This window comes from Nocardioides sp., assembly GCF_036401255.1.
Lineage (GTDB): Bacteria > Actinomycetota > Actinomycetes > Propionibacteriales > Nocardioidaceae > Nocardioides.
Genome location: NZ_DASWVI010000125.1, coordinates 1 through 18,911, shown reverse-complemented (window position 1 = coordinate 18,911; position 18,911 = coordinate 1). Strand labels below are relative to the sequence as shown.

The 18,911-nt window shown below is 73.2% G+C and carries 15 protein-coding genes; 11 read left to right on the top strand and 4 right to left on the bottom strand.

What is annotated here, in order from left to right; all coding sequences use genetic code 11:
• Positions 1 to 9 precede the first annotated feature (9 nt).
• On the top strand, positions 10 to 2,493 hold the full coding sequence (gene pheT, locus VGD85_RS05605) for a phenylalanine--tRNA ligase subunit beta (protein WP_331062458.1): 2,484 nt from the start codon (positions 10 to 12) through the stop codon (positions 2,491 to 2,493).
• The gene (locus VGD85_RS05600; RefSeq protein ID WP_331062457.1) at positions 2,474 to 5,647 is read left to right on the top strand and encodes an ATP-binding protein; all 3,174 of its coding nucleotides are present in this window, start codon (positions 2,474 to 2,476) and stop codon (positions 5,645 to 5,647) included. Before pheT ends, VGD85_RS05600 begins: the two co-directional genes overlap by 20 nt.
• A gap of 16 nt (positions 5,648 to 5,663) precedes the next feature.
• Here VGD85_RS05600 and VGD85_RS05595 read toward each other — a convergent pair whose 3' ends face one another.
• From VGD85_RS05595 to VGD85_RS05580, 4 genes are all read right to left on the bottom strand, one after another.
• The gene (locus VGD85_RS05595) at positions 5,664 to 6,554 is read right to left on the bottom strand and encodes a class I SAM-dependent methyltransferase (protein ID WP_331062456.1); all 891 of its coding nucleotides are present in this window, start codon (positions 6,552 to 6,554) and stop codon (positions 5,664 to 5,666) included.
• On the bottom strand, positions 6,551 to 7,369 hold the full coding sequence (locus VGD85_RS05590) for an ABC transporter permease (RefSeq protein ID WP_331062455.1): 819 nt from the start codon (positions 7,367 to 7,369) through the stop codon (positions 6,551 to 6,553). Before VGD85_RS05590 ends, VGD85_RS05595 begins: the two co-directional genes overlap by 4 nt.
• Positions 7,366 to 8,358: an ATP-binding cassette domain-containing protein gene (locus VGD85_RS05585; RefSeq protein ID WP_331062454.1), complete on the bottom strand. Its 993-nt coding sequence runs from the start codon at positions 8,356 to 8,358 to the stop codon at positions 7,366 to 7,368. Before VGD85_RS05585 ends, VGD85_RS05590 begins: the two co-directional genes overlap by 4 nt.
• A 73-nt stretch (positions 8,359 to 8,431) precedes the next feature.
• On the bottom strand, positions 8,432 to 9,232 hold the full coding sequence (locus VGD85_RS05580; protein ID WP_331062453.1) for a maleylpyruvate isomerase family mycothiol-dependent enzyme: 801 nt from the start codon (positions 9,230 to 9,232) through the stop codon (positions 8,432 to 8,434).
• A gap of 85 nt (positions 9,233 to 9,317) precedes the next feature.
• On the opposite strand from VGD85_RS05580, the gene argC reads away from it, so the two are divergent.
• From argC to VGD85_RS05535, 9 genes are read left to right on the top strand one after another with little or no spacing between them, the layout of a single operon-like run.
• Positions 9,318 to 10,364: an N-acetyl-gamma-glutamyl-phosphate reductase gene (argC, locus tag VGD85_RS05575; protein ID WP_331062452.1), complete on the top strand. Its 1,047-nt coding sequence runs from the start codon at positions 9,318 to 9,320 to the stop codon at positions 10,362 to 10,364.
• Positions 10,361 to 11,512 carry a bifunctional glutamate N-acetyltransferase/amino-acid acetyltransferase ArgJ gene (gene argJ / locus VGD85_RS05570; RefSeq protein WP_331062451.1) on the top strand — a complete coding sequence of 384 codons (1,152 nt, stop codon included), beginning with the start codon at positions 10,361 to 10,363 and terminating at the stop codon, positions 11,510 to 11,512. The genes argC and argJ overlap by 4 nt, the downstream gene beginning before the upstream one ends.
• A complete protein-coding gene (argB, locus tag VGD85_RS05565; protein ID WP_331062450.1) occupies positions 11,509 to 12,459 on the top strand; it encodes an acetylglutamate kinase in 951 nt (316 codons plus the stop codon). Before argJ ends, argB begins: the two co-directional genes overlap by 4 nt.
• Entirely contained in the window at positions 12,456 to 13,640 is a 1,185-nt protein-coding gene (locus tag VGD85_RS05560) for an acetylornithine transaminase (protein ID WP_331062449.1), read from the top strand. Before argB ends, VGD85_RS05560 begins: the two co-directional genes overlap by 4 nt.
• Positions 13,637 to 14,557 carry an ornithine carbamoyltransferase gene (gene argF, locus VGD85_RS05555; protein ID WP_331062448.1) on the top strand — a complete coding sequence of 307 codons (921 nt, stop codon included), beginning with the start codon at positions 13,637 to 13,639 and terminating at the stop codon, positions 14,555 to 14,557. Before VGD85_RS05560 ends, argF begins: the two co-directional genes overlap by 4 nt.
• Positions 14,554 to 15,084 (top strand): arginine repressor, encoded by a 531-nt coding sequence (locus VGD85_RS05550; protein WP_331062447.1) that lies wholly within the window; start codon positions 14,554 to 14,556, stop codon positions 15,082 to 15,084. The genes argF and VGD85_RS05550 overlap by 4 nt, the downstream gene beginning before the upstream one ends.
• Before the next feature lie 24 nt (positions 15,085 to 15,108).
• Positions 15,109 to 16,542 carry an argininosuccinate synthase gene (gene argG / locus VGD85_RS05545; RefSeq protein WP_331062446.1) on the top strand — a complete coding sequence of 478 codons (1,434 nt, stop codon included), beginning with the start codon at positions 15,109 to 15,111 and terminating at the stop codon, positions 16,540 to 16,542.
• The gene (argH, locus tag VGD85_RS05540) at positions 16,542 to 17,978 is read left to right on the top strand and encodes an argininosuccinate lyase (RefSeq protein WP_331062445.1); all 1,437 of its coding nucleotides are present in this window, start codon (positions 16,542 to 16,544) and stop codon (positions 17,976 to 17,978) included. Before argG ends, argH begins: the two co-directional genes overlap by 1 nt.
• Positions 17,962 to 18,555, top strand: coding sequence for a DNA-3-methyladenine glycosylase (locus tag VGD85_RS05535; protein ID WP_331062444.1), 594 nt, complete (start codon positions 17,962 to 17,964; stop codon positions 18,553 to 18,555). Before argH ends, VGD85_RS05535 begins: the two co-directional genes overlap by 17 nt.
• Positions 18,556 to 18,911 lie beyond the last annotated feature (356 nt).

The window sequence follows — 18,911 nt, the reverse complement described above, 5'->3', positions numbered from 1 at the left end:
GGACGACTGATGAAGGCCCCTGTTTCCTGGATCCGCGAGTACGTCGAGCTGCCCGACGGCGTCTCGACCGAGGACCTCACCCACCGGCTCACCGCGCTCGGCCTCAAGCTCGAGGCGATCGAGAGCGCGGGCGCGGACATCCGCGGACCGCTGGTCGTCGGGCGCGTGCTCACGATGGAGCCCGAGCCGCAGAAGAACGGCAAGACCATCAACTGGTGCACCGTCGACGTCGGCGCGGCCAACGGCACCGGCGAGCCGCAAGGCATCGTGTGCGGCGCCCACAACTTCGCCCCCGGCGACCTCGTCGTGGTGGTGCTGCCCGGGGGTGTGCTGCCCGGCGGGTTCGAGATCTCCGCGCGCAAGACCTACGGCCACGTCTCCGCCGGCATGATCTGCTCGGCCCGCGAACTGGGCCTGGGCGAGGATCACGACGGGATCATCGTGCTGCCGGCCGACGCGGGCGCCCCCGGCGACGACGCGTTCGACGTGCTGGGGCTGCGCGAGGAGGTCATCGAGTTCGAGATCAACCCCGACCGGGCCTACGCGCTCTCGCTGCGCGGCGTCGCCCGTGAGGCGGCGCTCGCCTACGGCGCGCCGTTCCGCGACCCGGCGGCCCGCGAGGTCCCGGCAGCCAACGACACCGGCTATCCGGTCGAGATCGAGGACGCCGTCGGCTGCCCGGTCTTCGTCGCCCGCAAGGTCACCGGCTTCGACCCGGCCGCGCCGACCCCCGACTGGATGGCCCGCCGGCTCACCCAGGCCGGGATGCGCCCGATCTCGCTGGCCGTCGACGTCACCAACTACGTGATGCTCGAGATCGGCCGGCCGATCCACGGCTACGACGCCGACAAGCTCCAGGGTCCGATCCGGGTCCGCCGGGCCCGCGAGGGCGAGCGGCTCACGACGCTCGACGGCGTCGACCGGGCGCTGTCGGTCGAGGACCTCGTCGTCACCGACGACTCTGGGATCATCGGCCTCGGTGGCGTGATGGGCGGCGCGACGACCGAGATGTCCGAGACCACCACGTCGGTGCTCGTCGAGGCCGCCCACTGGGACGCGGTCTCGATGTTCCGCACCGGCAAGCGGCACAAGATCTCCTCCGAGGCCGGCAAGCGCAACGAGCGCGGGGTCGACCCGGACGTCACCGAGGCCGCGGCCGACCGGGTGATCGAGCTGCTCACGACGTACGGCGGCGGCTCGGCCGACCCGGGCGTGACCGTCGTCGGCACCCCGCCCGCGCGGGGCGCGATCGCGATCGCCAACGACCTGCCCGCCCGGGTGACCGGCATGCCGATCGACGCCGAGACCACCGTCGCCAACCTCGAGGCCGTCGGCTGCGTCGTGGAGCGCGCGGTGGACACGCTCGCCGCGACCCCGCCGCCGTGGCGACCCGACCTCAACGACCCCTTCGACCTGGTCGAGGAGGTCGCCCGCATCGTCGGCTACGACCAGGTGCCGTCCGTGCTGCCGCGGGAGGCGGCCGGTCGCGGGCTCACCCGCGAGCAGCGGCTGCGCCGGCGCGTGGGTCGCACGCTCGCCGGTGCCGGCTGCGTGGAGGTGATCAGCTTCCCGTTCGTCGGTGACGCCTCCTTCGACGCGCTCGGTCTCGCTGGCGACGACCCCCTGCGCCACACGGTGCGGCTCGCGAACCCGCTCTCGAGCGAGGAGCCGTCCTACACGACGACGCTGCTGCCCGGCCTGCTGCGTGCCGCCGCGCGCAACCTCGGGCGGGGCGCCTCGGGGGTGTCGCTGTTCGAGACCGGCACGGTCGCGTTCCCGGTCGACCGTGGCCCGGCGCCCATCTACGGCGTCGACTGGCGACCGACCGACGGCGAGCTCGCCAAGCTCTTCGATGCCCTGCCCGAGCAGCCGCTGCACCTCGCCGTCGCCCTGGCCGGCGAGCGGGAGCGGGCGGGCTGGTGGGGGGCGGGTCGCGCCTCCGGGTGGTCCGACGCCATCGGGCTGGTCCGACGGCTCGGCACCGAGCTCGGCGTCCCCATCGAGGTCGCGGCGTCGAGCCGGATGCCCTGGCACCCCGGCCGCTGCGCCACGCTGAGCGTCGGGGGCGAGCCGCTCGGCCACGCCGGCGAGCTCCACCCGAAGGTCTGCCAGGCCTTCGGGCTGCCGGCGCGCAGCGCGGCGGTCGAGATCGATTTGGACGCGCTGATGCGGCACGCCCGCGACGTCACCCCCGGGCCGGAGTTCTCGACGTACCCGCTCGCCAAGGAGGACGTGGCGCTCATCGTCGACGACGCGATCACCACTGCCGCCGTCGAGGCCGCCCTCCGCGAGGGAGCCGGGGAGCTGCTGGAGTCCATCCGGCTCTTCGACGTCTACACCGGGGAGCAGGTCGGAGCCGGCCGCAAGTCGCTCGCGTTCGCGCTCCGCTTCCGCGCCCCCGACCGCACCCTGACCGAGGAGGAGACCGCGGCCGCCCGGGACGCGGCGGTCGCGCTCGCCGCCGAGCGGACCGGTGCCGTCCAGCGCAGCTGAGGACGGGCGCGCCCCCGGACCGGCGCTGACCCTGCTGGCCGAGGTCCGGTGGCGCGGCGCGCCGGTCACCGGCGAGCGCACCCATGCCCTGCTCGCCGCGCTCGCGGCGACGCCCGGCGCGGGGGTCGGCGAGGGGCGCCTGGTCGAGGAGATCTGGGGCGACGAGGTCCCCGCCAACCCGACCAAGGCGCTCCAGGTCGTCGTGTCGCGGGCCCGTGCCGCGACCAGCGCCGACGTGGTCGTCCGCACCCCGCACGGCTACCGGCTCGGCACCGACGACACCGACGTCGACCGCCTCCGCGACGGTCACCGCCGCGCGGTGCTGGCCGACCAGGCCGGTGACTGGGCGGTGGTCGTGGGGGAGTGCCGCCCCCTCCAGTCGATCGCCATCGCGGAGACCGGTGACGGCGTCGTCGGCCTGCTGCGGGAGGAGGCGTTGGGCCTGCGTGCGGCCAGCCGCACGATGCTGGGGCGCGCTCTCTCCGCGCTGGGCCACCACGACGAGGCGCTCCCGATCCTGGAGCGCGCCGCGGAGGACGAGCCGACGATCCTCGCCCTGCTCCACAGCGAGGCGGCGGTCCGGGGGGTGCCGGCCGCGCTCGAGCGCTATGAGTCGGTCCGCACCCGGCTGGCGGACGAGCTCGGCGTCGACCCTGGGCCGCGTCTGCAGGCACTGCATGCCGAGCTGCTCGCCCGGGACCGCCCCGTGCGGGAGGGTCTGCTCTACGAGGCGTCGCCGCTGATCGGACGCGACGCCGATGCTGCGGCGCTGGCGGAGACCATCCGCTCCTCCCGGGTGACGTCGATCGTCGGGGCCGGCGGGCTCGGCAAGACCCGGCTCGCGCACCTGATGGGCCGGCTGGCCGAGCAGCCGGTGGTGCACTTCGTCGAGCTGGCCGGCGTCACCTCGCCCGAGGGGGTGGCGGTCGCCGTCGCCGACGTGCTGGCTGTCCGCGAGTCGGTCACCGACCGGCTCACCGGTGCGGCCGCCCGGCGTACCGACCTGCTCAGCCGGGTCGTGGACCAGATCGGTGCCACTCCCGCCCTGCTCGTCCTCGACAACTGCGAGCACCTGGTCGACGCCGTCGCCGACCTGGTGTCGGTGCTGGTGGCGCGGACACCGCAACTGCGCGTCCTGACCACGAGCCGGGCGCCGCTCGGGATCGCCGCGGAGCGGGTCTACCAGCTGCCCCAGCTCGGCATCGACGACGCCACCGAGCTCTTCGTCGAGCGGGCCTCGGCAGCCCGTCCCGGCGCCCGGCTCGACGCGGAGGAGGTCCGCTCGCTCGTCGCCCGGCTCGACGGGCTGCCACTCGCGGTGGAGCTGGCGGCCGCCAAGGTCCGGGTGATGTCCGTCGCTGAGATCGAGCGTCGCCTCGACGACCGGTTCACGCTGCTGCGCGGCGGCTCCCGCGACGCGCCCGAGCGGCACCAGACCCTGCTGGCCGTCATCGACTGGAGCTGGAACCTCCTCGACGAGTCGGAGCGCACGGCGCTGCGCCGGCTCTCGGTCTTCCGGGACGGGTTCTCACTCGACGGGGCCGACGCGGTGATCGAGGGCGACGCGCTGGGCGCGCTCACCAACCTGGTCGAGCAGTCCTTGATCACCGTCCTCGAGGGACCCGAGGGACTGCGGTACCGGCTGCTGGAGACCGTGCGCGAGTTCGGGCAGCTGCGGCTGGCCGACGCGGGCGACGACATCGCGACCGACGCGCGGCTGCGCGCCTGGGGCGTGGCCTTCGGTCGGCGCGCCGCGGAGGAGCTGTTCGGCCCTCGGCAGGTCGAGGTGATGGGCGAGATCAGGGTCGAGGAGGGCAACCTCGTCGACATCCTCCGGCGGGCACTCGTCGACCGCGACGCGGCCGCCGTACTGGCCCTGACGGCCTGCCTCTCCAGCTTCTGGACCGTCGAGGGCAGCCACCTGAAGGTCGTCGGCTTCGCGGCCGACGTCGAGGACGTGCTCGCCGACCTGGACGTCGACGCGGATGTCGCACCCGAGCGGCTCGGCGAGCTGCGCGGCGTGCTCGCGGGCGTCATCTTCAACTCGATGATCTTCTCCGACACGCTCCCGATGCGGGCCCTGGCACAGCTCGAACGGCTCGGCGCGGGCGAGGGTGGCTCCCGCGTGGAGGCGCAGGTGAAGGTCATGCTGGCCGCGCGGGACGGGTTCGCAGAGGCCGATCCTTCCCGCCTCGAGGAGCTCTGCTCGGACCCGCACCCCCGGGTCAGGCAGCAGGCCCTCCAGTGGGCGAGCCAGTTCTACGAGAACCTCGGTGACCTCCGGGAGGCGCACGCGCGGGCCCTGCTCGCGCGAGAGCTCGTGGACGAGAGCGACGGGCCGTGGTCGCGGGCGCTGGTCGACGGCCAGCTCGCGGGGCTCACGATGCAGGTGGGCAACCTCGCCGAGGCATTGGTGTACGCCGCCGAGGCGCTGCCGGTCATGACGGCGCTCGGAGCCTCCGAGGACGCCGCCCAGCTCAAGGCGGTCCTCGCGCTGGCGGCCATGGAGGACGGCCGGTTCGACGATGCGGCCCGGGTCTTCGACGAGATCGAGCGCGAGGACTCGGCGGCCGGTGTCTTCGGTGCCGCGATCATCCTGCTGTGCGGGCGGCCAGAGCTGGCCCTGGCCCTGGGCCGGGTCGAGGAGGGGCTCGACGGCTACCGTCACGCCGTCCACACCCTCGCGCACCGGTCCGTGCCCGGGCTGGATGCGTTCGCCGGCTACGAGCCGTGGGTGCTGTACCCGCAGGCGGCAGCGCTCTCCGCGCACGTGCGCCACGGCCGCGCCGCGGATGCCGTCGCCCTCCGCGCCGACCTCCTGGCGAAGCTGCCGCATGCGCTCGACCTGTCGCAGACGTTCATGGACTACCCGGTCGTGGGATCGGCGGTCTTCGCCGTCGCGGAGTGGGAGGTGGCGACGTCGACGGACGCCAGGACGGTCGCGACCGCCGTACGCCTGCTGGCCTGTGCGGACCGGTTCGGCTACAACCGACAGCTCCCGAGCCTCAGCTGGTCCGGCGGGGTGGCGCTGGCGGAGGCCGCCCTGCCCGGTGAGGTCGCGCGGGTCGCCGCCGAGCTCGAGGGCCGCACCGGACCGGACCTGCGTGAGGAGGTCGGTGCACTGCTCGCGGAGGTCGCCCGATCGGGACCCTGATCCTGGAGCCGGGGGCTCATCGAGCCCGTCGCGCCACCGCCACCCGGCCGCTGCGGAGCGACACGCGCCCGGTCGGTGCAGGCGTCAGCCGGCGGGCGACCGTGAGGAGGTCCTCGTCGGACGTCACCTCGAAGCCGGCTCCGGTGAGCACAGTGGCGACCCGTCGCGGCGCGAGCAGCGAGCGCCAGGGCTCGCCCGACGTGACGGCCGTCCGGCCACCGACCCGGGTCAGGAGCTCGGCCAGGCGCCGTCCGGCCGCCGCCCGCAGCGACGGCGCCTGATAGGCGACGACCAGGCTGCTGCCCTGCCCGGATCGGCGGTCCACCACCTGCAGCGTCGCCCGGATCTCGCGGGACGTGAGGTAGGGGACCACGCCCTCCCACAGCCAGGTGGTGGCGACATCGCGTCGGTGTCCGGACCGCTCGAGCGCCGCGGCGAGGTCGTCGCGAGCGAAGTCGACCGCGCAGAAGCGAACCGCGCGGGCCCGTGGCTCGAGGGCTCCGAGGCGGTCCCGCTTGTCCCGCTGGGAGGCGGTGTGGTCGACCTCCCAGACCTCGGTGGCATCGAGCTCGGGCATCCGCCAGGCCCGGTCGTCGAGGCCCGCCCCCAGCACGACCAGTTGGGGGCTCGGGTGGGCGCGGATGGCGTCGTCGACGGCGACGGTGCGCGCTGCCATGACCTCCGCGCTCGCGCGCACCGCCTCGTACGCCGTCCGTGCGGTCCAGCCCTGCGGCGGACGCCCCGCGCGCACCTGCTCGACAACCGCCTGCTCGTCCGGTCGCAGCAGCCGGACGGCGACCGGGTCGGAGAACCGGCCCAGGCCGAGCCGCCCGTCGGCGGCGGCACGGCCCTGGCAGACGAGCGCGGCGGTGCGGCTGGCTGGCCGGTCCGGCTCCGGGGTCGTCACATCTTCCGAGAGTAGGAGCGGACCGACAGCGGGAGGAACACCGCCACGACGGCCGCACAGCCCAGCACCGCCCAGATGACGTTGGTCGTCAACTGGCCCTCAGTTGCCAGGTCCCGGATCGCGGTGATCACGTGGGAGACCGGGTTCGCGTCGGCGAACGCGCGCAGCCAGCCCGGCATCGTGTCGGTCGGGACGAACGCGTTCGAGAGGAACGTCAGCGGGAACATCACCATCAGCGAGATGCCCTGCACGCCCTGGGCGCTGCGTCCCACGGTGCCGAACCAGGTGAAGATCCAGGCGATCGACCACCCGGCGAAGACGGCCAGCACGATGGCGGCGACCAGGCCCAGCGCGTCGGGCCGATAGCCCATCGCGATGCCGACCCCGAACGTCAACACGGTCGCGATGAGGTAGCGCAGCATGTCGGCGAGCGCGGGGCCGGCCAGCGGGGCGATCCGGGCGATCGGGAGCGACTTGAACCGGTCGAACACGCCCTTGTCCATGTCCTCGCGCAGCTGCACGCCGGTCGCGACGCACGCGGTGAGGATCGTCTGGCCGATCAGGCCGGGGATGATCACCGGCAGGTAGCTGTCCACGTCCCCGGCCACCGCGCCGCCGAAGATGTAGGCGAACATCGCGGTGAAGAGCAGCGGCTGGATGGTGACGTCGAACATCTGCTCGAAGTTGCGCTGCATCTTCTTGACCGCCCGCCACGCCATCGTGAGCGTCTGGTCGAGCGTGTCGCGCAGCGTGGGGTGGGCGGCCAGCTCCCGGGTCGAGATCACGGCCGGGGCCTCGGGCAGGGTGGCGGTCATGCGGGCACCTCCAGGGTGAGGTCGGTGGACTCGTCCTCGGCGCCGTGGCCGGTGATCGCCATGAACACCTCGTCGAGGGTGGGCTTCTGCACGGTGGCGCTCGCGATCGACAACCCGGCCTGGCGCAGCGCGATCAGCACCTCCGCGGCGTGGTTGGCGTCGGTGAGCGCGGCGTTGAGGCCGCCGGCCTCGGGGGTGAGGACCGGGTCCTCGGCGAGGACCCGGCGTACGACGCCGACCGCCTCGCCGGTGTCGGCCGGGTCGACCAGGCGCAGCTGGAGCGTCGAGCTGCCCACCGAGGTCTTGAGCTCGTCGGGGGTGCCCTCGGCGACCTTGCGACCGCGATCGATCACCGCGATCCGCCCGGCGAGCTGGTCGGCCTCGTCGAGGTACTGGGTGGTCAGCAGCACGGTGCTGCCGTCGCGGACCAGGTCACGGATCGTGTCCCACATCTGGCCGCGGGTGCGCGGGTCGAGACCGGTCGTCGGCTCGTCGAGGAAGATCAGCGGCGGCCGCGAGATCAGGCTCGCCGCCAGGTCGAGCCGTCGGCGCATGCCGCCTGAGAACGCGGAGATCTGCTTGTCGGCGGCCTCGGTCAGCCCGAACCGCTCCAGCAGGTCGACGGCGGTCGCTGAGGCCTTCGCCGAGGAGAGGCCCAGCAGCCGCCCGAACAGCCAGAGGTTCTCCCTGCCCGTGAGGTTCTCGTCGACCGAGGCGTACTGCCCGGTCACACCGACGAGCTGCCGGATCATGTGGGGCTGGCGGCGCACGTCGACGCCGAAGATGTGGGCCTCGCCGCCGTCCATCGGCAGCAGCGTGGCGAGCATCGCCAGCATGGTGGTCTTGCCGGCGCCGTTGGGCCCGAGCACGCCGAAGACCTCGCCGCGGCGCACCTCGAGATCGACGTCGTCGACCGCGCGCTGCGTCCCGAAGGTCTTGACGAGCCCGGCCGCGGCGACGGCCAGGTCGGTATCAGGGACTCGTGTCATGCCGCCAGGCTGGCTGGGCCAGGTTTCAGGGTGCCTTCACGACGGTTTCACGGAGTCGACGACCGGTTTCAGCTCAGTCGATCGGCTGGTCGACGGCGCGACGGAAGTGGTCGTAGACGGCTCGGTCGCCCGCCACCCGGATCTCCCGGTCGTCTCCGCGGCGCCACAACCACGCGTCCAGCGCCCCGGCGGGACCGTCGACCACGACGTCGGGCTCGCCGCCCGGGGCGTCCACCACCGAGACGTCCTCGACCTCGTCGTAGGCCTTGCCGCTCTCGGGGTCGGTCCCGCTGAAGTGCCCGAGCCGCACCCACACCGACTCGTCGCGATCGGTCATGTCGACGCGGACGTGGTGGTCGAGCGGCGTGAACGTGCCCCACGGGGGTGTGCCGCCGAACATCACCGCGAGTGCCTCGGCGACGCCGTCGGCCGCCAGCTCGGGGTCGAGCGCGGTGACCTGGCCGGCGGTCTGCTCGGCGTCGAGGCGGTGGATCAGCGCCTCGTGGGCTTGGCGGCGCAGCGTGAACCCGACGGTGTGGTCGTCAGACCACGACCACGCCGGCTCTGCCGGGTCGGCCGCCTCGAGCGCCGCGACCAGCGCGGCCGAGCGCTCGTCGAAGGCGGCCAGCAGTGCGTCGTACGACGCCGGCCGCTCCGGCTCGGCCCAGTCCTCGCCGGGTGCGGCGGGCCGGTCCCGGATGATCCGGGTCCAGAAGTGCTGCACCTCGGTGAGGTGCCACAGCAGGTCGGCGGCCGACCAGTCGGGACAGCCCGGGACCCGGGCGTCGGCGTCGCAGCCGGTGAGCACGGCGCGGAACCGCGCCGACTCGGTCCGGAGGTGGTCGAGGTAGCCGTCGAAGGAGAGCCGCGTCATGATGGGAACCTAGACCGGGCGCGCCAGCGGCCGCATCCCGGAATCCGGGCGACTTGCACATATACATACGGTTGTCTGTATAGTCATGCACATGAGCACGAAGCGGGTCGCGGTCGCCGGAGCCAGTGGGTACGCCGGGGGCGAGCTGCTGCGCCTGCTCCTGGGTCACCCGGAGGTCGAGATCGGGGCCCTCACCGGAGCCTCCAACGCCGGCCAGCCGCTGGGGACGTTGCAGCCGCACCTCGTGCCGCTCGCCGACCGGGTGCTCGCCGAGACCTCGGTCGAGACCCTGGCCGGCCACGCCGTGGTCTTCCTGGCGCTCCCGCACGGCCAGTCGGGCCCGATCGCGGCCGCCCTGGGCGAGGCGGACCCCGACACCGTGGTGATCGACTGCGGCGCCGACTTCCGGCTCGCCGACGCCGGCGCCTGGGAGCGGTTCTACGGCGGCGAGCACGCCGGGACCTGGCCCTACGGGCTCCCGGAGCTGCCCGGTCAGCGCGACCTGCTCGCCGGCGCCCGGCGGATCGCCGTGCCCGGTTGCTACCCGACGATCTCCACGCTCACGCTGGCCCCCGCGGTGGCGGCCGGTCTGGTCGAGCCCGACGTGGTCGTCGTCGCGGCGTCCGGCACCAGCGGCGCCGGCAAGGCCGCCAAGCCGCACCTGCTCGGCAGCGAGATCATGGGCAACGCCAGCGCCTACGGCGTCGGCGGCACCCACCGGCACACGCCCGAGATCATCCAGAACCTCTCCGGCCTCGTCGACGGCACCGTCGCGGTCAGCTTCACCCCGTTGCTGGTGCCGATGCCCCGCGGCATCCTCGCGACCTGCTCGGCGCCGCTCCGCGGCGAGGTGAGCGCCGAGGACGTCTACGCCGTCTACGCCAAGGCGTACGCCGACGAGCCGTTCGTCCACCTGCTCCCGGCCGGTCAGTGGCCGCAGACCAAGTCCGTGACGGGCTCCAACGCGGTGCACCTGCAGGTCACCGTCGACGAGGACGCGCGACGACTCGTCGCCGTCGGTGCGGTCGACAACCTGGCCAAGGGCACCGCCGGCGCAGCCGTCCAGTGCATGAACCTCGCGCTCGGTCTCGACGAAGGACTGGGCCTCTCGACCGTAGGAGTAGCTCCGTGAGCGTCACCTCTCCCAGCGGCTTCCGGGCCGCCGGCGTCGCAGCCGGGCTGAAGTCCAGCGGCGGCAAGGACGTCGCCCTCGTCGTCAACGACGGCCCGACCTTCGACTCCGCCAGCGTCTTCACCTCCAACCGCTGCCAGGCCAACCCGGTCCTGTGGAGCCGGGAGGTCGTCAAGGACGGCATCGTCCGCGCGGTGTTCCTCAACTCCGGTGGCGCCAACTGCTACACCGGCCCGGAGGGCTTCCAGACCACCCACGCGGTCGCCGAGCGGGTCGCCGAGCACCTCGGGATCGGGCCGGTCGACGTCGTGGTCTGCTCCACGGGCCTGATCGGCCTGACCAACGACCGGGCCCAGGTGCTCGCAGGCGCGGACGCGGCGTACGACGCGCTCGCGGCCGACGGGGGACAGCAGGCGGCCGAGGCGATCATGACGACCGACACGGTGAGCAAGCAGGTCGTCGTCGAGGGGGCCGGCTGGTCGATCGGCGGCATGGCGAAGGGCGCGGGCATGCTCGCGCCGCAGCTCGCGACCATGCTCGTGGTGCTGACCACCGACGCGGTGGTCCCGGCGGCCGACCTCGACCTGGCGCTGCGCGCGGCGACGGCGGTGTCCTTCGACCGGCTCGACTCCGACGGCTGCATGTCGACCAACGACACGGTGACCGTGCTGGCCAGCGGCGCCAGCGGGATCACGCCGTCCCTGCCCGACTTCACCGCCGCGCTCACCCAGGCCTGCACGGACCTCGCGATGCAGCTGCTGCGCGACGCCGAGGGCGCCGACCACGAGATCGCGATCACGGTCCTCAACGCCGCCACCGAGGCCGATGCGGTCGAGGTCGGGCGCAGCGTGGCCCGTTCGAACCTCTTCAAGGCCGCCGTCTTCGGCAACGACCCCAACTGGGGCCGTGTGCTCGCGAGCATCGGCACGACGAGCGCGGCCTTCGACCCCGCCGACCTCGACGTCGCGATGAACGGCGTCTGGGTCTGCAAGCAGTCGACGCCGCACGCCGACCCGGCGACGGTGGACCTGAAGCCTCGCGAGGTCAGCGTCACGATCGACCTCAAGTCCGGCGCCGAGCGGGCGACGATCTGGACCAACGACCTCACCCACGCCTACGTCCACGAGAACAGCGCCTACTCCTCATGAGCGACCCGGTGACCATCGAGCACACCCGCCACGACCCCAGCAAGCCCGACCCCGCGAAGGCCCGCACACTCGCGGCCGCGCTGCCGTGGCTGAAGCGCTACCACGGCAAGATCGTGGTCGTGAAGTACGGCGGCAACGCGATGACCGACGAGACCCTGAAGCGGGCGTTCGCCGAGGACATCGCCTTCCTGCGGTTCGCCGGCTTCAAGCCGGTGGTCGTCCACGGGGGCGGGCCCCAGATCTCGACGATGCTCGACCGCCTCGGCATCCAGTCGGAGTTCCGCGGCGGCCTGCGGGTGACCACCCCCGAGGCGATGGACGTGGTCCGGATGGTGCTGGTCGGCCAGGTCCAGCGTGAGCTGGTCGGCCTGATCAACGAGCACGGCCCCCTCGCGGTCGGCTGCTCGGGCGAGGACGCCGGCCTGTTCACCGCCGAACCGACCAACACCGTGGTCGACGGCGAGGAGGTCGACCTCGGTCTGGTCGGCGAGGTCGCGCGGGTGCGGCCCGAGTCCGTGCTCGACCTGATCGAGGCGGGCCGGATCCCGGTGGTCTCCAGCGTGGCGCCCGACGTCGACGGCCAGGTCCACAACGTCAACGCCGACTCCGCCGCGGCCGCCCTGGCGATCGCGCTCGGCGCCGAGAAGCTCCTGGTGCTCACCGACGTCGAGGGCCTCTTCCTGGACTGGCCCAGCTCGGAGGACGTGATCGGCGAGATCAGCCCCGATGCCCTCGAGGAGATCCTCCCGACGCTCGCCTCGGGCATGGTGCCGAAGATGGGCGCCTGCCTGCAGGCGGTCAAGGGCGGTGTGCCGCGGGCGACGGTCGTCGACGGTCGCGAGCCGCACGCGGTGCTCCTCGAGCTGTTCACCAACGAGGGCGTCGGCACCCAGGTGCTGCCCGGCGTCGAGACCAAGACCCGGAAGGCGAGGGCCACCGACTCATGAGCAGCTACCAGGAGCGCTACGCCGCGAGCCTGATGAACACCTTCGGCCCGCCCTCGCTCGTGCTGGTCCGTGGCGAGGGCGCGCACGTGTGGGACGCCGACGGCACGGAGTACGTCGACCTCCTCGGCGGCATCGCCGTCAACGCGCTCGGCCACGGCCACCCCGCCCTGGTCGAGGCCGTCACCTCCCAGCTGGAGACGCTCGGCCACGTCTCCAACTTCTTCACCAGCGCCCCCCAGGTCGAGCTCGCGGAGCGGCTCCTCGAGCTGCTGGGCGTGGGCGCCGGCGGCGGGAAGGTCTTCTTCACCAACTCGGGCGCCGAGGCCAACGAGGCCGCGTTCAAGCTCACCCGGCGCACCGGTCGCACCCACGTCGTGGTCGCCGAGGGCGGCTTCCACGGCCGCACGATGGGCGCCCTCGCGCTCACCTCGAAGGCCGCCTACCGCACCCCGTTCGAGCCGCTGCCCGGTGACGTGACGTTCGTGCCGTACGGCGACACCGAGGCGCTGGCCGACGCCGTGACCGACGCGACCGCGGCTGTGCTGCTCGAGCCGATCCAGGGTGAGGCCGGCGTCGTCGTCCCGCCCGAGGGCTACCTCGCCGCCGCCCGCGCGATCGCCGACGAGCACGGGGCGCTGCTCTGGTTCGACGAGGTGCAGTCCGGCATGGGGCGCACGGGGGAGTGGTTCGCGCACCTGCGCTCCGGGGTCCGCCCCGACATCGTCACGGTCGCCAAGGGCCTCGGCGGCGGCTTCCCGATCGGCGCCTGCCTCGGCGTCGGCGCCGCGGGGGACCTGCTGCAACCGGGCAACCACGGCACGACGTTCGGCGGCAACCCGGTGGCGTGCGCCGCCGCCCTGGCGGTCATCGCCACGATCGAGTCCGAGGACCTGCTCGAGCACGTGACCGTGCTCGGGCAGAAGCTGCGCGACGGCCTCGCCGCCGACCCCCGGGTCACCGAGGTCCGGGGGGAGGGGCTGCTGATCGGTCTCGACCTCGCGGCCGAGGTGTCCGCGGCCGTGGTGATCGCCGCCCGGCGCGCCGGCTTCATCATCAACGCGCCCACCCCGCGACGCATCCGGCTGGCCCCGCCGCTGGTGCTCACGGCGGACGACGCCAACGCGTTCCTCGCCGCCTGGCCGACCGTCCTCGACGAGGCGTTCGCGGGGGCCGAGTCATGAGGCACTTCCTGGCCGACGACGACCTGAGCCCCGCCGAGCAGGCGCGGGTCCTCGACCTGGCGGCCGAGCTCAAGCGGACGCCGTACGACGCCAAGCCGCTCGGCGGGCCCCGCACGGTCGCGATGATCTTCGACAAGCAGACCCTGCGCACGCAGGCCTCGTTCGCGGCCGGCATCGCCGAGCTCGGCGGTCACCCGATGCTCGTCGACGGCGGCCTGGCCGGCATCGGCGTGCGCGAGTCGGTGCACGACGTCGCCCGGGTGCTGGGCCGCCAGGCCTCGATGATCGTGTGGCGCACCTACGCGCAGGCCCGGCTCGAGGAGATGGCCGAGCACGCGGGGGTGCCCGTCGTCAACGCGCTCACCGACGACTTCCACCCCTGCCAGCTGCTCGCCGACCTGTTGACGATCCGGGAGCACAAGCAGCGCCTGGCGGGCCTGACGGTCGCGTTCGTGGGCGACGGCGCCTGCAACATGGGCAACTCCTGGCTGCTCGCGGGCGCCACCGCGGGCCTGCACGTGCGGCTCAGCTCGCCCGACGGCTACGCCCCGGCCGCGGCGATGGTCGACCGCGCGACCGCGATCGCGGCGACCACCGGCGGGTCGGCCACCCTGGTCGCCGACCCGGTCGCCGCCGTGGCCGGCGCGGACGTGGTGGTCACCGACACCTGGATCTCGATGGGCAAGGAGGAGGAGGCGGCGGCCCGGGCCGCGGTGTTCGCGCCGTACTCGCTGACCCGCGAGCTGCTCGGCCACGCGCGGCCCGACGCCATCGTGCTGCACTGCCTGCCCGCCTACCGCGGCAAGGAGATCGAGGCCGAGGTCCTCGACGGTCCGCAGAGCGTCGTGTGGGACGAGGCCGAGAACCGCCGGCACGCGCAGAAGGCGATCCTGTCGTTCCTGTGGGACGCGCGATGAGCGCGGGCATCCGGCCGACGACCAAGAGCGCCCGGCACCAGCGGATCGTGGAGCTCGTCACCCAGCGCGAGGTGCACTCCCAAGGCGAGCTCGCCGAGCTGCTCGCCGAGAGCGGTCTGCGGGTCACCCAGGCCACGCTGTCGCGCGACCTCGTCGAGCTGGACGCGATCAAGGTCCGATCCCCGTCCGGGTCGCTGGTCTACGCGGTCCCGGCCGAGGGCGGCGACCGACGACCGAGCGCGCCGGGGGAGACCGCGGCAGCGACCCACCGGCTGGCCCGGCTCTGCGGCGAGCTCCTCGTGAGCGCCGAGGCCAGCGCCAACCTGGTGATCCTGCGGACCCCGCCCGGCGCGGCCCAGTTCCTGGCGTCGGCCTTCGACAAGGCCGACCTCCCCGCGATCCTCGGCACGATCGCGGGCGACGACACCGTCTTGGTGATCGGCCGGGGACCCGACAGCGGCGACGAGCTCGCCCGCCGGTTCCTCGCCCTGGCCGACTCCCAGAACCCCGACCACACCGCCCCGTAGCACCCAGCAGAAGGAAGAGCATTCGTGAGCAAGGTCCTGACGTCCCTCCCGGCCGGCCAGCGGGTCGGCATCGCGTTCTCGGGAGGCCTGGACACCTCGGTGGCGGTCGCCTGGATGCGCGACAAGGGCGCGATCCCGTGCACCTACACCGCCGACATCGGCCAGTACGACGAGCCCGACGTCTCCGGCGTCCCCGCGCGCGCCCTCGAGTACGGCGCCGAGATCGCCCGCGCCGTCGACTGCCGCCACCAGCTGGTCGAGGAGGGGCTCGCCGCCCTCGCCTGCGGCGCCTTCCACATCCGCTCCGGCGGCCGCGCCTACTTCAACACCACCCCGCTCGGCCGCGCCGTCACCGGCACGATCCTGGTCCGCGCGATGCACGAGGACGGCGTCGACATCTGGGGCGACGGCTCGACGTTCAAGGGCAACGACATCGAGCGCTTCTACCGCTACGGCCTGCTGGCCAACCCGGCGCTGCGCATCTACAAGCCGTGGTTGGACCCCGACTTCGTCCACGAGCTCGGCGGCCGCACCGAGATGAGCCAGTGGCTGACCGAGCACGGCCTGCCCTACCGGGACGCCCAGGAGAAGGCCTACTCCACCGACGCGAACATCTGGGGCGCGACGCACGAGGCCAAGACGCTCGAGCACCTCGACACCTCGCTGGAGGTCGTCGAGCCGATCATGGGCGTGCGGTTCTGGGACCCCGCGGTCCAGATCCCCACCGAGGACGTCACGGTCTCCTTCGAGCAGGGACGCCCGGTCGCGATCAACGGCCGCCGGTTCGAGGACCCGGTCGAGCTGGTCGCGGAGGCCAACGCGATCGGCGGTCGGCACGGACTGGGGATGTCGGACCAGATCGAGAACCGCATCATCGAGGCCAAGTCGCGCGGCATCTACGAGGCGCCCGGCATGGCGCTGCTGTGGCTGACCTACGAGCGCCTGATGAACGCGATCCACAACGAGGACACGCTCGCGAACTACCACGCCAGCGGCCGCCGCCTCGGCCGCCTGCTCTACGAGGGCCGGTGGCTGGACCCGCAGGCGCTGATGCTGCGCGAGTCCATCCAGCGCTGGGTGGCCTCGGTGGTCACCGGCGAGGTGACGGTGCGACTGCGTCGCGGGGAGGACTACACGATCCTGCGCACCGACGGCCCGGCGCTGTCCTACCACCCCGAGAAGCTCTCGATGGAGCGCACCACCAACTCCGCCTTCGGCCCCACCGACCGGATCGGTCAGCTGACGATGCGCAACCTCGACATCGCCGACTCGCGCGCGATGCTGGAGATGTACGCCGGTCAGCCGCTCGACCAGGGCCAGGTGCTCGTCGAGAACGGGACGCTGTTCGGCGAGCTGCCCTCCGGCGGCTTCGACCAGATCACCGAGAACCCCGAGGTGGCGGAGGAGCCGGACGAGGACGCGCTCGACGCCGCCGCGATGGAGGCCGGGAACGACTGATGGGCACCTCTGAACCCACGGAACCCACCACCAACGTCGGCAAGCTCTGGGGCGGCCGCTTCGCGGGCGGGCCGTCGCCCGAGCTCGACGCGCTGTCCCGCTCGACCCACTTCGACTGGCGGCTCACGCCGTACGATCTCGCCGGGTCACGCGCGCACGCCAACGCCCTGCGCCGCGCCGGCCTGCTCACCGACGCCGACCACGCCGAGCTGCTGCGCGGCCTGGACGTGCTGGGGGAGCGGTACGCCGCCGGCACGCTGCATCCGGACCCCACCGACGAGGACGTCCACGGCGCCCTCGAGCGGCTGCTGGTGGAGGAGGTCGGCGCCGGTGTCGGCGGTCGGCTGCGGGCCGGCCGCAGCCGCAACGACCAGATCGCGACCCTGTTCAAGGTGTTCCTGCGCGACCACGCCGCGACGCTCGCCGGCCAGGTCCTCGATCTCGTCGACGCGCTCGCCGGCCAGGCCCGCGAGGCGGGCGACGCCGTGATGCCGGGCCGCACGCACCTGCAGCACGCGCAGCCGGTGCTGCTCGCCCACCACCTGCTGGCGCACTGCTGGGCGCTGCTGCGCGACGTCGACCGGCTGAGGGACTGGGACGCCCGGGTGGCGGCGGACTCGCCGTACGGCTCGGGCGCGCTGGCCGGCTCCAGCCTCGGCCTCGACCCGGAGGGGGTGGCGGCCGAGCTGGGCTTCACCGGCTCGAGTGCCAACTCGATCGACGGGACCGCCTCGCGCGACTTCGTGGCCGAGTTCGCCTACGTCGCCGCGCAGGTCGGCGTCGACGTCAGCCGCATCGCCGAGGAGGTCATCCTCTGGTCGACGCGGGAGTTCGGGTTCGTGACGCTCCACGACTCCTGGTCGACCGGGTCGAGCATCATGCCGCAGAAGAAGAACCCCGACATCGCCGAGCTCGCCCGCGGCAAGGCGGGCCGGCTGATCGGCAACCTCGCGGGGCTGATGGCCACCCTCAAGGCGCTGCCGCTGGCCTACAACCGCGACCTCCAGGAGGACAAGGAGCCGGTCTTCGACTCCGTCGACACCCTGGAGGTGCTGCTGCCGGCGTTCACCGGGATGGTCGCGACGCTGGCCTTCGACACCGCGCGGATGGCCGAGCTCGCTCCCCAGGGCTTCTCCCTCGCGACCGATGTCGCCGAGTGGCTGGTCCGCGAGGGCGTGCCGTTCCGCGTCGCCCATGAGGTCGCGGGCGCCTGCGTGCGCCGGTGCGAGGAGCTGGGCATCGAGCTCGCGGACCTCACCGACGAGCAGTTCGCCGAGATCTCGCCGGCGCTCACGTCCGGCGTCCGCGAGGTGCTCACCGTCGAGGGATCGGTCGCCTCGCGCGACGGGCGCGGCGGCACGGCCCCCGCCCGGGTGCGTGAACAGCTCGACGACCTGACCACCCGCGTCGCCGGACACCGTGCCCGGATCGGCTGACCTCCCGGAGCTGCTCGCCGGCCCCGTCCTCGACGTGGCGCCGCGGCTGCTCAACGCCGTCCTCCGGCACGGCGACGTCGCGGTCCGGCTGACCGAGGTCGAGGCCTACGACGGCGCCAACGACCCGGGCTCGCACGCGTTCCGCGGCCGGACCCGGCGCAACGCGGTGATGTTCGGGCCCGCCGGCCGCCTGTACTGCTACTTCACCTACGGCATGCACGTGTGCTGCAACGTCGTCTGCGGCGTCGAGGGCACGGCGAGCGCGGTCCTGCTCCGAGCGGGGGAGGTCGTGGACGGCCTGGAGGTCGCGCGGGAGCGGCGCCCGCGGGCGGGCGACCGTGACCTGGCCCGCGGGCCGGCGCGGCTGTGCACCGCCCTGGGGATCGAGCTCGGTCACGACGGCACCGACCTGGTCGCCGGGCCCGTCTCGCTGACCCTGGGGGAGCCTCCCACGGAGGTGTCGACGGGTCCGCGCGTCGGCCTGCGCGGCGCCCCCGAACGCCCGTGGCGGTTCTGGATCCCGGCTGATCCGACGGTCTCGGCGTACCGTCCGGCGGCACCGCGCAGGCGGAGCTGACCCCCGGTTTGGCACCCCCGCGGTCCGCTGGTAATGTTTCTCCTCGCCGCGGTGAGCGGCTCCCCCTCGGGCCGAGAGGCCAACACGATGGGGAGCGGCACGTCCACGGCACGGCTCCAGAGCCAGCCCGGTCGGCCAAGTTGACCAGGTGGATCGGAACCGGTAAGTTTCTGCAGGTTGCCCCGCAGCCGGTCCCGCAAGGGCCGACTGGGTGTGCGTCTGATTCTTGAGAACTCAACAGTGTGTCATAGTCGACGAATTAGTTTGTTATGCCCCGTTGACTGATGCCCTTTTTTGGGGTGGATGTCTTCGGTTTCTTTGACAATGAATTCTGACAACTTGTCAGGTTCTTCTTT

Coding starts and splice junctions, on each gene's coding strand:
- pheT (WP_331062458.1), top strand. CDS start 10: ATGAAGGCCCCTGTTTCCTGGATCCGCGAGTACGTCGAGCTGCCCGAC.
- VGD85_RS05590 (WP_331062455.1), bottom strand. CDS start 7,369: ATGACCGCCACCCTGCCCGAGGCCCCGGCCGTGATCTCGACCCGGGAG.
- VGD85_RS05585 (WP_331062454.1), bottom strand. CDS start 8,358: ATGACACGAGTCCCTGATACCGACCTGGCCGTCGCCGCGGCCGGGCTC.
- VGD85_RS05580 (WP_331062453.1), bottom strand. CDS start 9,232: ATGACGCGGCTCTCCTTCGACGGCTACCTCGACCACCTCCGGACCGAG.
- argC (WP_331062452.1), top strand. CDS start 9,318: ATGCACATGAGCACGAAGCGGGTCGCGGTCGCCGGAGCCAGTGGGTAC.
- argB (WP_331062450.1), top strand. CDS start 11,509: ATGAGCGACCCGGTGACCATCGAGCACACCCGCCACGACCCCAGCAAG.
- VGD85_RS05560 (WP_331062449.1), top strand. CDS start 12,456: ATGAGCAGCTACCAGGAGCGCTACGCCGCGAGCCTGATGAACACCTTC.
- argF (WP_331062448.1), top strand. CDS start 13,637: ATGAGGCACTTCCTGGCCGACGACGACCTGAGCCCCGCCGAGCAGGCG.
- VGD85_RS05550 (WP_331062447.1), top strand. CDS start 14,554: ATGAGCGCGGGCATCCGGCCGACGACCAAGAGCGCCCGGCACCAGCGG.
- argH (WP_331062445.1), top strand. CDS start 16,542: ATGGGCACCTCTGAACCCACGGAACCCACCACCAACGTCGGCAAGCTC.